A 13750-nucleotide genomic window follows, 5' to 3' on the forward strand; every position below is an offset into this window, starting at 1 on the left:
AGATCGACTTACATTTTCATGCCAGCCATGTTATCATTCCCGTTCTTGAAGGTCGCTTCGCTGTTCAATAAATAGGCTCCATTGGTAACGACAATGGCACCTGCATCTAAGCCGGATAGCACTTGCACATAGTTTTGATTGGCTTGGCCAGGTTTAATCATCCTTGGTGAAAAGCTGCCTTCTGCATTTTTTACCCATACCTTACTGCCTTTGCCGTCACTTAATACCGCAGATGTCGGAACAGCTAACGAACGTGCACCATTACCACCAAGTGAAATATAAGCCAGCATACCCGGCCGGATCAGCCCCTGTGGATTAGGAATGCTGACGCGGATCAGATCAACTTTGGACGCATCCGATAATTCAGGGTTAATGAACGCTACCTTGCCATTGATTACTTGTCCATTCAGATCAGGAAAGGAGACGCTTACCCGATCATTTAATTTATAGCTCCCGGCCTCACCGGCGTATAACTGGGCTTCCACCCATAAGCTGTTCAATGCCTGAGTTTTCAATACCATCATCCCCTCAGTCACATAATCTCCCTCGTGCACCGCTATTTCGCTTACAGTTCCACTGACTTGACTTAATACGGTGGTTGTAGCAGCTACTTTGTTTGAAGCGGCCAGCTTATTGATCTGTGCGGCGGTTAAACCCCATAATTTGAGTTTATTTTCAGCGGCGCTGATCAGTTGTAGGTAGTCTACATCAGGATTATGTAAAAGCTTTTGCTGCTGTTTAGCCAACAGGTATTCCTTTTCCGCTTCCTGCAAATCCTCGCTATATAAAGCATACACGGGTTGCCCGACGTCGACTTTTTCTCCAACGGTTCTTACGAATAGCTGCTGTACCCGGCCCGCTATTCTTGCACTCAATTCGGCAGCTGTGTTTTCATTAGTGGTTACTGTGCCAGTGAGCGTTTTTTCATTACCTGTATTTTGTTCGCGCACGGTATCGGTTCGGATTCCGGCCAATTCAATCTGCGTTGCTGTCAGGGTGAGTTTATCTGATGCGGTGTTACCTGAGCCGGTAAGTTCCACTTTGATCAGTTTCATGCCGCAAACCGGGCAATTACCAGGATGATCCTCATGTATCTGGGGGTGCATGGAACAGGTATAATAAGCTTTGGTTTGCTGCTGAACTACTTGCTGCGGTTTTTGCTTGCACGCAGTCGCTACTAAAATTAAGAGCAGCAATAAAATTTTCAATTTAGTCATGACTTTCCGTTTTAATAAAGCTTTCGCTGTCGGTTAAATATTGGGCGTTTGCTGCCAAGGTATCAGTAGCAGTTAAACCTTTTGTCACTTGTATTTGATTGTTAGTTATCGCACCGGTGCTTACCTGAATTGCCTGATATGCTGCTCCTTGTTTCAGCCATACGATCTGTGTCCGGCCCAGATCAATAACAGCAGAACGCGGTATCCACAAGCCGTTAGTCCGCCCGGTTTGGATTTCGGCTTTAAGTAGGCTGTTTACTTTTAGATTGTGATCCATGTTGTCGAGGTAAACCCTGATGCTTGTCGTCTTATCTCCATTCTGTAGAACAGGTTCAATGAAGTTCACCTTGCAGCTGATCTTTTTGCCCGGCAGATCGGGTAACGTGATCTTAACCGGCTGGTTCAATTTTAAAGCCGCCATATCCGAAGGGTCAATTTTGATGATCGCCCATAACTGATGCGGGTTAACCACATTGAACAAGGTTTGCCCCTTTTGGACATACATGCCCTCCTTGATGGCTAAAGGCAGGTTATTAGCAAACTCCGTTACTGGGCGCGTATCTGCCGTGCTGCCCATCTGGCCATGCGGCATATCATGTACATGGCCTTCATAAGGACTGTAAACCGGCAGGCTGTAATACGGCTTACCGCTTTTTATGACCTGCTTCACCTGTTCATAGGTCATGCCCTGTAACAATAGCTTTTGTTTGGCTGCATTCAGCAAGGCTGTTTCCGCAGGTGAATTTTTGCTGAGGTAGAGCAGGTCTTGTTGAGCCGTTACCATTTCCGGGCTGTAAATGTCGAAAATGCGCTGACCTTGGTGGATTTCCTGAAAGGCATATTTGATGTAAAGCTTTTCAATGCGCCCTGAAAAGCGAGAGGCGATATTATTGAACGTCCGCGTATCAAAATCAAGGTAACCGTCCGCCGAAATTGTGGTTGGTACTTCTTTTTGCTCGGGTGTAATCGTCTTAACCGAAGAAACGACCGTAGAATTGACCGGTTGAAGCACGGTATTTAAACTAATGCCGGCACCTTCACTGGCCTGTCCAGATTTTTTAACCAGCGTCATGCCGCAGATCGGGCAACTACCGGGATGATCTTCGAGTACCTGCGGGTGCATCGGGCAGGTGTATTTGACTTCGCTTTTTGCCTGGTTCGCGACAGCAGTCGTTTTTGGATTCGTGCAGGCGCTCATGACGGCCACAAAAGCGATCAGGAGGATTTTAATTGCTTTCATATTCCCTTTCATAAGCTACCTGTAACGTTAACAATTCCTGTAATCGGTCTAAAGCCTCCATGCGTACGGTTTGCAGGCTTTTGATACCATCTAAAACCGACGGGAGATCGCCTGTATTTTGGTCATAGGCCAGCAGTGCCGTTTTATAGCTATTTTGCAAAGCGGGTATGATGTTCTGTTCATAGTTTTTCAACTGCCTTTTTTTGCTGCCCATATCCGTTCTTAATGCCGCGAGTTGACCTTGTGCCTGGTTGAGGATATCCAGTTTTTTCTGTTGCAGTTCCTCCACCTCATAGCGGATACCTTTAAGGTTCGCTTTGTATTCCTTAGCTGCCCAGGGCACAATTGGAATGGTTACGGTACCCATTAAAATATATTGATTCGCAAACCCGCCGTAACTTTGCATATGTCCCGCCTGAATGCCAAAATCGGGTTTGCGTTTGGCATACTCCATTTTTGCATTTAATTGTTGCAGGTCAATATTGCGGTTGATCCCTTTAATATCGCTCCGGCCGGCAGCAAGGCGGGCGGTGTCCGTTATGATGGTTTCGTAATCTTTTAAAATGATAGTAGTGTCCACCGAAAAAGCGGCTTGTTTATCCCGGTTCATCAAGGTATTGAGCATGATATTCTTCTGGCTGATATCGTTGGTCAACTGCTCACGGACGTTGTCCAGTTGAAAAAGCTCTGCCTTGGCCTTATAGATGTTCGGCAGCTTCTCCTTGCTATAGGTTAGCCGGATATTGGCATCTTTGAGCATATAATCCAGTAATTCTTTGGTGTGCTGTAACAGGGCCAGTTTCTTTTCCAAAACCACGCGTTCATAATAGTATTGTTTGGCCTGGGAAATGAGTTGATTTTTGAGAAAGCCCTTATCGGCTGCCGTTACCTGTGACTGGCCTTTCATATAATCTTCTTTGGCTTTTAGCTTGGCCGGGTTGGTAAACATTTGCTCTGCCTGTACCATAAATGAGCCGCCGCTGGGGTTCAGCTGGTAAGGCACCTGGTACTGGCCTGCGCTGATCTTAGGGGCATCCAAACTCCTTGCCCCCGTAGCATAAGCATTCTGTGCGCTGCCTTTGGCATCATAAGCCTGCAAGGCCGGGTTGGTGCTTACACGGGCGGTCACGCTGTCTAAAGGGAAGCGCTGTGCTTGTGCAAAGCCGGCCAGACCTAACAACGCCGTTAATATAATATAATACTTTTTCATTATTCCTTTACCTCCAATACTTCCAGTTTGCCATATTTCTTCAACTCATATTCCTTTACCATCAAAAAGATAAGCGGTGTGACGAGCAAGATATGTGTGGAAGAAGTTAATACCCCGCCGATCATCGGCAATACGATGGGTAACATGACATCGCTGCCTGTCCCGGTTGCCCACAGCACCGGTACTAAACCAAATAACGCCACGCAAACGGTCATCAATTTTGGCCGCAGGCGTTTTACTGCGCCGTTCATCACATATTCCCTTAAATCAGATTTAGTGATCGTTTCTTTACTGTTGCCCTTCAGGGCGACCATTTGTTGCATGGCATCGTTCAGGTATATGACCATCACGATGCCCGTTTCTACAGCGATGCCAAACAAGGCGATAAAGCCAACCGCAACTGCGACAGATAAATGCACGCCGAAGAAGTAAACCATATAAGCCCCGCCAATGAGGGCAAAAGGAATGGAGATCAGGCTAAAAAATGCTTCCCGGATAGAATGGAAAGCAAAGTACAGGCAGGCAAAAATGATAAGGAGGACAATCGGCAGTATCAGCTTCAAGGTATGCTCTGCCCGGATCAAATTCTCATACTGGCCGCTCCATTCGATATAATAGCCCTTTGGTAAAGTTTTAACCATCGCATTCAACCTGTCCTGGGCTTCTTTGACGGTACTGCCCAGGTCACGGTCACGTACGTTAAACAATACGGTGCCCCGTAATAAAGCATTTTCCGATTGGATCATGGCCGGGCCATTGCTGATCCTGATATCCGCCACGGATGATAGTGGTATGGGGCCATAGCCGGACGTTTGTACGAGCGTGCGTTTGATAGCATCCAGGTTGTTGCGGTAATCCTGCGCAAAGCGGACATTGACGCTAAATCGCTGCCTGCCTTCAATTGTCCTGGTCAGGTTCATGCCGCCTATGGCGCTTTCCACGACTTCATTGACATCATCCGCGCTTAAACCGTAACGACCGATTGCTTCTTTATTGACCTGGATATCCAGGTATTTGCCGCCGGTTATCGGGTCAACATAGAGGTCTTTGACGCCGTTCAAGCCGTTCAAAGCCTGCTTCATCTGATTTGCAAGTGTGTTGATGGTGTCCAGGTTCTGGCCGTAAACTTTTAGCCCCACATCCGTGCGGATACCCGTAGACAACATATTGATACGGTTGATGATAGGCTGTGTCCAGCCGTTCACCACACCGGGAATTTGCAGTTTGGCATTCAGCTCATTAATAATATCTTCCTTCTTAATCCCTTTTCGCCATGCTTCCCTTGGTTTCAACAGGATAATGGTTTCTGTCATGCTGATCGGTGAATTATCGGTAGCGGTATTCGCCCGCCCGGCTTTGCCCAAAACGTTAGCAACTTCAGGTACGCTTTTAATGATCTTGTCCTGTACCTGTAAAACCTGTTTGGCCTGGGCATTGGAGACGTCCGGCTGGGTAACCGGCATAAAGAGGATCGTTCCCTCATCCAGTGGCGGCATAAACTCGCTGCCTAAAGAAAGCAATAAGGGTATGCTAATTACTAAAGCAATGATATTGATACCTATGGTTGTTTTACGCCAGGTCACGCACCAATCCAGTACCGGGCGATAAACCCTTTCCAGGCCACGGTTCAGCGGGTTATGGTCGTCCGTCCTTAACTTCCCTTTCAGAAAGAAAGAGATGAGAACAGGCGCTAATGTCACTGCAAGTATGGCGTCAATGGCCAGTATAAATGTTTTTGTCCAGGCTAAAGGGCCGAACAATTTGCCTTCCTGTCCCTCCAGTAAAAAAACCGGCAGGAAGGACGCGACGATGATGAGCGTAGAGAAAAACACGCCACGGCCAACCTGCTTGCAGGAGGCTTCAATGATCTTTATTCTTTCTGCTGTGGTCATGATTTTTCTTGTTGTTGGGCGATGGATAAATTCCGGTGCGAGTTTTCGACCATGACGATGCCATTATCCACGATAACCCCGATAGCTAAAGCGATACCTGTTAAGGACATAATATTAGAACTGATACCAAAGAAGTTTAACAAAATGAAGCTGGCAGCAATGGTAATGGGTATCTGAATAATGATACTTAAAGCGCTTCGCCAGCTAAATAGGAACAGGATGACAATAATGGATACGGTGACCATTTCTTCTATCAGCGTATGTTTCACTGAATTAACCGCGCTTTCAATGAGTTCGCTGCGGTCATAAGCGATCTTGAACGTTACACCCGCAGGCAAGCCTTTTTGAATATCGGCCATCTTATCCTTAACGGCATGGATAACTTTGTCGGCATTTTCACCATAGCGCATCACGACGATACCACCTACGGCTTCTCCGTCGCCATTCCGGTCAAAGATACCCAGACGTTCATCGCCGCCCATTTGAACGGTGGCCACATCTTTGATCTTAACTGGTATAGCATTGATCACACCGATAGGCATGTTCTCGACATCCGCTAAGCTTTTAATATAGCCCAGGCCGCGAACGATATAGCCGGTGCCGTTCATTTCAAACTTACGCCCGCCCACATCATTGTTATTGCTTTTAACCGCTTTAAGCACCTGCGCTAAGGATATGTTGTAATAATTCAGCTTGTGCGGATCGATGCTGACCTGGTATTGCTTTTCAAAGCCGCCAAAAGAGGCCACTTCGCTTACACCGGATACGGTTTGCAGGCCTAATTTCACATACCAGTCCTGTAGGGCGCGCTGTTCGCCCAGATCCATGCCTTTGGCGTCGAGCGTGTACCAAAGCACATGGCCGACGCCTGTGCCATCCGGCCCCAATGTGGGTGTAATGCCTTCCGGCAATAAACGCTGTGCGTAGTTTAGTCTTTCCAATACCCGGCTACGCGCCCAGTACACATCGGCTTTATCCTCAAAAACGATGTACACAAAGCTCATCCCGAACATAGAGGTCGCACGAATGGCTTTTACTTTTGGGATACCTTGCAGGTTACTAACCAACGGATAGGTTACCTGGTCTTCCATGATCTGCGGGCTGCGCCCTTGCCATTCGGTAAAAACGATCACCTGGTTGTCCGACAGGTCGGGTATGGCGTCAATCGGATTTTGTTTGACCGCATAAGCCCCCCACGCAAACAGGGCAATGGCGATCAGCAGTACGATATACCTGTTTTTTAAGGACAGGCTGATCAATTGGTTTATCATCTTAATTGCTTTAATCAACCCTCCGCCAAACAGCGGAGGGTTGAATGAATTACATTTTCATTTTTTCTGCCGGTTTCTTTTTATCGGTCTTTTTAACCAGGGTCATACCACATTTCGGGCATTTGCCGGGTTTATCACTCAGCACTTCCGGGTGCATGGTGCAGGTGTACTGCACTTTTGGGGCAGGCTTTACCTTTTTAGTTTTAGTCGTGTCTGAAACAGCATTGGTGCCATTGGAAGCAAAAACGGTCGTGGCAGAAAACAGGATGGCAACAGCCATCAGCATTACTTTTTTCATGTGTTAAAAAATTGAAAATGAATAAATAGCACAGGCAAAGCCAATGCGTTAATTATGAATTAAGATGGATTCTAATTGAATTATAGCCGGTACAGGATTGTATGGCTATGAAAAGTACAGGTCAAATCCTGTAGGCGCAGTTGAGGGTATAGATGGGTATATCAGGGTCTCCCGGAGGAGCGTTCGCCTGGTAACCGGTACGAATGGCTGATTCCGAAAGGATGTTAACTGCAATCCCGTAAGCAGGCTCCGGCAATATAGCCGGTGTGATTGGGTTTAGCACCGTGGCGTTCACCGACACATGGCTATCCTTTATTTTAAAACTTTTGCTTTCATGTTTGCAGCAGTTATCCTTATCTGAATGATCGGCTGAAGCAAGGGTCAATGTTATGCCAGCAAGTTTACCGCAGCAATAAAAACGACTTATTCCGATACCCACAAGGGATAAAAGATAAATCGCCGTTAAAAATATGAGTGCGGTACGTTTCACAAATCGAAATTACAATTTTTTATTTAATTAAAGGCAGGTAACAAGAGCCGCCCGGCTAAGGGGCGGCTCTTGGTTTAGTTACACTTTACATTTAGTCTTGCATTCCCCGGAATCCTTACAGGTTTTACTGCAATAATCCTTGCAGTTTGGCCCGCAGCCTTTTGCGCATTTAGAACAGGTGAATTTGCTGTTGCAGCAAGGAGTATTGGCATAAGTAATCGATATAACAGATAATAGCATCACCATCGTGATGAAAAGAAACTTTTTCATGATTTGAATATTTAAGATTAATAATAAAACGATTTGTCAATCTAAGATTAACAGGGTTCGGATTTAACTATTAAACTTTCGGCGGGTTCCAGTCGTTGTCCTGGTAATCCGATAATTCACCTAAAGCAAAAAACCGGGTAGTCTGATCGTGCAAATCAATGATTGCTGGTGAAAGGGAAACAGATTGAATAATCCTAAACCCGCAGGCACTGCAAGATAGCATTGCATTACAGGTACCTTTGGAACAACTGTTATCTGAAGCCTGCTTTTGATGCTTACCGCAAGCCTTGTACGCACTTTTTTTGTAGCAGGACGCATGTACCTGAGTATGCAAAGTATTTGCCATCCGCGACATTGGGGATACCAACAAGATACATACGGTGAGGAAAACAGCGATCGCTTTCATTATGTGTTAAACTTTTATTTTTTAAAGATAGTGCAATAAATTTCACGTTATTACTGCGACAAGGTAAGGAAGTACGCTTTTATTATTTTATACTATTCGGACAAAAATTTATATCGTATTGTACTAAGTCTTTACTTTTAACAAGCTGGCATTAATAGCCACAACAACCGTGCTGACCGTCATTAATACGGCTCCCACTGCCGGGCTCAAAACAATCCCCTGATTATACAGCACGCCTGCCGCCAGCGGCAATGCGACCACATTATAACCCGTAGCCCAGGCCAGGTTTTGAATCATTTTACGATAAGTCGCTTTTCCGAATAATATCAGGCTAACAATATCCTTTGGATTACTGTTAACCAAAACAATACCTGCAGTTTCCGCTGCAATGTCACTGCCGGAGCCTACGGCTATCCCAATATCTGCCTGCGCCAGCGCGGGGGCGTCATTTACGCCATCGCCCGTCATGGCAACAAACTCACCTTTTTGCTGCAATTCTTTGATTTTATCCAGCTTCTGATGTGGCAGAACTTCAGCAAAAAAACCATCCATTTTTAACTGGTTGCTCACGCTTTCCGCCACCATTTGGTTATCTCCTGTTAACAGCAATGATTTAATGCCATTGTTATGCAGCGTCTGTATGGCGTCAGCTGATTCCGGGCGAATGGTATCCGATAATGCGATATAACCATATAATATCTCATTGATGATGACAAAGACAACTGTTTCGTTACCGTTAGCGACAAAGTCTTCAGGTTCGGAAAATTCGTGTTCTTTTAAATAGCCGGGGCTGACGACTTTGAGTTGCTTGCCTTCTACCAACGCCTCAATACCCTGACCGGTGATCGCCTTAAAATCTTTTACTTCGGGAATGCTTAATGAACGTTTTTTTATTTCGGCGAGGATTCCGGTGGCAATCGGGTGTTCTGAATTTTGTTCCAGCGCTGCTACGGTTCGCAACAGTTCGTTTTCATTTTGCTTTTTGTCATTACTTTGATGATCTATAACAACCACCCGGGCTACCTCGAATTTTCCAACGGTCAGCGTACCTGTTTTATCAAAAACAATGGTGCTGATCTTGCGGGAGTTTTCAAATGCTGTACGGTTTTTGATCAACAACCCGTGCTGGGCAGAAAGCGAAGTAGACTTGGCTACCACAAGCGGCACGGCGAGACCCAGAGCATGTGGACAACAGATCACGATCACTGTTACCATTCTTTCCATAGCAAAAGCCAGATCTTTGCCATCCGCAAGCCAAAAAGCAAAGGTACTAAGCCCCGCAATAAGGGCGATGACGGTTAGCCATTTGGCGGCCTTATCAGCCAGCAGTTGGGTGTTTGATTTGGCGTCCTGTGCATTTTTGACCAGGGTTATTACTTTGGACAGATATGAATCTGCGCCGCTATGCGTGACTTTAACCTTTAAAGAGCCGTTGCCATTGACCGACCCGGCAATCACGTCCTGTCCTTTAGTTTTCTGTACGGGTGTAGCCTCACCGGTAAGCATGGATTCATTCAGATAGCTTTCGCCATCCTCGATAATCCCGTCGGCGGGAATTTTTTCACCTGGCTTGATCAGGATCAGGTCTCCTGTCTTTAAGGTTTCTGTTTTAATCTCGGTCGTGTCTTTGCCTTTAATTAAGTGCGCCTCTGCCGGCATGAGTTGCACTAAAAGCTCCAATTCCCTGGAAGCTCCCGCTACCGACCGCATCTCGATCCAGTGCCCGAGCAGCATGATCAGGATCAGCGTGGTAAGTTCCCAAAAGAAGTCCATTCCTTTCAATCCGAAAACCGTTGCCGCGCTGTAAATGTAGGCTACTGTTATGGCAAAGCCGATCAGGGTCATCATGCCGGGGTTTTTAGCCTTTAATTCATTAAACCACCCACTCAAAAATGGCCAGCCGCCGTAAAGGAAAACGATGCTTGACAAGCCAAAAAGCAGGTAGCCTGAGCCGCCGAACCGAAAATCCAAATGCAGCCATTGCTGAATTTGCATAGACAGTAACATCACCGGAACCGTCAATACCAGTACCACATAAAAACGCTTTCTAAAATCAGCGATCATCATCGCATGATGATCATGACCAGCCATTCCCATATTTGGACCATGACCTTTAAGCATTTTACCATGATCCATTGATCCAGCTTCAGCGTTATAATTTGCCTGTGTACGGGCAGGTTGTTGGTGCCCTGTCATGGCGTGATGATCGTGTTGATTTTCCATTCCTCTAATGTTTTAATAAGTTAACGTCAAACCCCCGCCGAGACCCATATCACTGTCATAGTGCGTGGATAATGAAAAGTATTTAGTTAGAATATACCGAAATCCTGCTGAATACTCTTTATCCGTGTTGATCATTAATGACATACGCAGCCGTTGCGCAACCGGAATGTCTTCACGTCCTAACTGGAAACGCAGTTTGCCGTTCCCGTCAATCCGCATGTCCGCCACAAATAACATGGGCAAGGTATAGGCAACACCCGCGACTACCGTGTGGCGGTTTTCCTTGTTGCTCACCTGACCGAACAGGTTCTTATAATCGCTGCCAAAAATATTTTTTTCATCTGGGTTAAACTTCTTGTAGTGATAATCAAAACCAACATATGGAAAAAGCCATTGGTTCCGTCCGATATAACGGCCCACCGTCGTTTCACTTTCGTAACCCATCATGGCATCCGTGCCAAGATGCCACATGGTCATCGCTTTCCAGCGTGTACTGCCCAGCATTACCTGTCCGTCTGTTCCGTTGCTTTCCAATCCGACTTTTCCCATTAGGTGTGGCATCTGGTCGTCCCAAAAGAGCTTGCGCTGCGCCAGCTTCGGATCAGGCACATCAGGATTCGGCGGGGAGTTCTCATAGCTGAATACGCGTCCCATGCCGCTCATCATGTGGTAAAGGATATGGCAGTGGAAGAACCAGTCACCACCAGGCTCATTGGCCGCAAATTCTATCGTGTCCCTCTCCATCGGCATAATGTCAAGGACATTCTTCATAGGAGCATTCTCGCCCTGCCCGTTGAGCACCCTGAAGTCATGTCCGTGCAGGTGCATCGGGTGCCGCATCATGCTATTATTGTAGAGGATGATCCGCAGGTTCTCGCCTTTTTTGATCAGGATCTTATCAGACTCGGATACCGTCTTATTATCCAGTGTCCAGACATAACGGTTCATATTTCCTGTCAGGTCAAACTTTAGCTCCCGCCACGGCCCCGCAGGCAAGCTGGTCTTTCCAGGGTCGCGAAGCATGTTATAATTCAATGTTACGATGTCCGGGTTTTCAGCGGCCATATTCATGCCTGACATGCTTTGGTCATTTGCCATTTGCATTCCAGCCATGGTAGCTTTTGTTTTTTTAGCGGCTGGTTTTTCCTCGCCGGTAATCTCCGGGTACATGACGGTGTTCATATCCATGATCTGGTTTTGCATGGTCATGCCATCCATCTGTACCATATTACCATTCATGTCCATCATATCATTCATCATTTTCATACCGGCAAAGTATTTCAGCTTTGGCATTTTACCGGCATAAACTTTATCGCCTTTGCCCAGCCAAAGTGACGCGGACTTCGTACGGTCTTCGGGGGTGACCAGGAATTCATAGCTTTTATTTTCCGGTATGGTCACCACCACATCGTAGGTTTCGGAAACTGCAACGATCAGCCGGTCGACTTCAACAGGCGCTACGTCATTGCCATCCGTTGCAACCACGGTCATTTTACCACCTGCATACTTCAACCAAAAATAAGAGGAAGCACCACCGTTGGCGATGCGCAATCTCACTTTATCACCGGCTTTGAATTGTGGTTGTTCATTTTGATTTTTTCCATTGATGAGAAAATTATCATAGTATACATCGCTCACATCCATGGCGGTCATACGCTTCCATTCATTGGCAACCTTCGTTTTGAAGTTGCCTGATCTTATCGCTTCGAGGTAGCTTTGCGTTGTTCCCTTTTTGATGGCGAACCAATCCGTAGCGGCATGAAGGCTCCGCTGAACCTCCTTGGGATTCATATTCGTCCAGTCACTTAATACCAGCGGAATGGTCGGAATGTCCCATTCCTGGCGTTTATTCATGATAAATGCACCGTACATGCCGATCTGTTCCTGTAAACCGGTATGACTGTGATACCAATGGGTGCCATGTTGTTTGATGGGAAACTTATATAAATGCGTTTCACCCGGCTTGATCGGCATCTGGGTCATGTTAGGCACTCCGTCGTAACGGTTGGGTAGAAACAGTCCGTGCCAGTGCAGCGAGGTTTCTTCTTTCAGTTTGTTGTGAACATAGATTTCCGCAGTATCGCCTTCCGTAAATGTCAATGTCGGCATGGGAATACTGCCGTTTACGGCAATGGCACGCTTTGGTTTTCCACCATAGGTAACGGTAGTGTCGGCTATAAAAAGGTCATACCGAACCGTACGGGGCGGATATTTAGTGCTAATGGTTTTGATAGACCCTAAATGGTCTTTTGCAGCTTGAATATCGGCCGGTCCGCTGCTCATTTTCATACCATCCATCTTCATACCCTCCATTTTTCCACCTGTTTTCGCACTGTCCGTTGCGGGCATGTTCAGTCCAGACATATTTATAGCTTTTGGTTGCTCTTTGACCAGTTTCATCCCGCACTTGGGGCAGTTGCCTGGTTGGGCCGAATGAATATCAGGATGCATCGGGCATGTATAACTGACAGCACTTGCCGCAGGCGCTTTTTCCATCGGCTTGTTATCCGCCTTCAGGTTTTTTCCCTTTAGTGTCATGTTTTTAGCGGCTGTCTTTGGGGCAACTGCCTTTGGTTTTTCTTTAACCAGCTTCATGCCGCATTTGGGGCAATTACCAGGTTTTGCGTCATGGATTTCCGGATGCATAGGGCAGGTATAAGTGACCTGCTGCTGTTTCTGCATTCCCGGCATACCCTGCATATCGGTTTGAGCCTTCGCTATCTGCCCGAATAAAAGTATCAGCACCATAAGTGTTATATTTTTCATCTTTTAACTTTTACGGCAGTGTGCTGCTGGTCTCTTTAGCCCAATTCAGCAACGTTGCCTTATCTTCTTTTGTAAGTATTGCATCACGGTGTATCATTGTATAGGAACCCAAGGGCATAGCGCCTTCCTCCAGGCTTTCGCCGATTGCCCTTATGCGGCTTCGCTGCCGCCTGGCAGCGTAATCACCGAATTCGTCAAAATTCAGTTCATCTTTGCCGCGCCTGATATGACCATCCAGTATATATCGGACTGGCTGCAGTTGCGCGTACCAGGGATAGTTGGTATGATCGCTATGACAATCATAACATGACCGTTTCAATATGACCTGAGCGTTTGATGGAACCTGGATAACCTCTGCCATCGTTTTACCGGCAGGAGCTTTTCCTTGGTTATGGTCGCGCGGGAAAAATTGCATAGCAGCAAGCAGCAGCGCCCCTGATCCGATGATCTTAACCGTCCTGTTCATG

10 protein-coding genes are annotated in these 13750 nt (G+C 46.5%); all 10 read right to left on the reverse strand.

Annotated elements, in window-relative coordinates; all coding sequences use genetic code 11:
- Positions 1–8 precede the first annotated feature (8 nt).
- The gene (locus GO620_RS03520) at positions 9–1217 is read right to left on the reverse strand and encodes an efflux RND transporter periplasmic adaptor subunit (RefSeq protein ID WP_157526387.1); all 1209 of its coding nucleotides are present in this window, start codon (positions 1215–1217) and stop codon (positions 9–11) included.
- Positions 1210–2457, reverse strand: coding sequence for an HlyD family efflux transporter periplasmic adaptor subunit (locus GO620_RS03525; RefSeq protein ID WP_183549011.1), 1248 nt, complete (start codon positions 2455–2457; stop codon positions 1210–1212). The genes GO620_RS03520 and GO620_RS03525 overlap by 8 nt, the downstream gene beginning before the upstream one ends.
- On the reverse strand, positions 2444–3667 hold the full coding sequence (locus GO620_RS03530) for a TolC family protein (RefSeq protein WP_157526391.1): 1224 nt from the start codon (positions 3665–3667) through the stop codon (positions 2444–2446). Before GO620_RS03530 ends, GO620_RS03525 begins: the two co-directional genes overlap by 14 nt.
- Positions 3667–5559, reverse strand: coding sequence for an efflux RND transporter permease subunit (locus GO620_RS03535; RefSeq protein WP_157526393.1), 1893 nt, complete (start codon positions 5557–5559; stop codon positions 3667–3669). Before GO620_RS03535 ends, GO620_RS03530 begins: the two co-directional genes overlap by 1 nt.
- Positions 5556–6830 (reverse strand): efflux RND transporter permease subunit, encoded by a 1275-nt coding sequence (locus tag GO620_RS03540; protein WP_157526395.1) that lies wholly within the window; start codon positions 6828–6830, stop codon positions 5556–5558. Before GO620_RS03540 ends, GO620_RS03535 begins: the two co-directional genes overlap by 4 nt.
- A 49-nt stretch (positions 6831–6879) precedes the next feature.
- Positions 6880–7128 carry a heavy metal-binding domain-containing protein gene (locus tag GO620_RS03545; RefSeq protein ID WP_157526397.1) on the reverse strand — a complete coding sequence of 83 codons (249 nt, stop codon included), beginning with the start codon at positions 7126–7128 and terminating at the stop codon, positions 6880–6882.
- A gap of 121 nt (positions 7129–7249) precedes the next feature.
- Positions 7250–7618: a hypothetical protein gene (locus tag GO620_RS03550; protein WP_157526399.1), complete on the reverse strand. Its 369-nt coding sequence runs from the start codon at positions 7616–7618 to the stop codon at positions 7250–7252.
- 799 nt (positions 7619–8417) lie between these two features.
- Positions 8418–10517 carry a heavy metal translocating P-type ATPase gene (locus GO620_RS03555; RefSeq protein ID WP_243749165.1) on the reverse strand — a complete coding sequence of 700 codons (2100 nt, stop codon included), beginning with the start codon at positions 10515–10517 and terminating at the stop codon, positions 8418–8420.
- A gap of 12 nt (positions 10518–10529) precedes the next feature.
- The gene (locus tag GO620_RS03560; RefSeq protein ID WP_157526403.1) at positions 10530–13283 is read right to left on the reverse strand and encodes a multicopper oxidase domain-containing protein; all 2754 of its coding nucleotides are present in this window, start codon (positions 13281–13283) and stop codon (positions 10530–10532) included.
- A gap of 10 nt (positions 13284–13293) precedes the next feature.
- Entirely contained in the window at positions 13294–13749 is a 456-nt protein-coding gene (locus GO620_RS03565; protein WP_166584878.1) for a heme-binding domain-containing protein, read from the reverse strand.
- Position 13750: the final 1 nt, after the last annotated feature.

This window comes from Mucilaginibacter ginkgonis (assembly GCF_009754905.2).
Lineage (GTDB): Bacteria > Bacteroidota > Bacteroidia > Sphingobacteriales > Sphingobacteriaceae > Mucilaginibacter > Mucilaginibacter ginkgonis.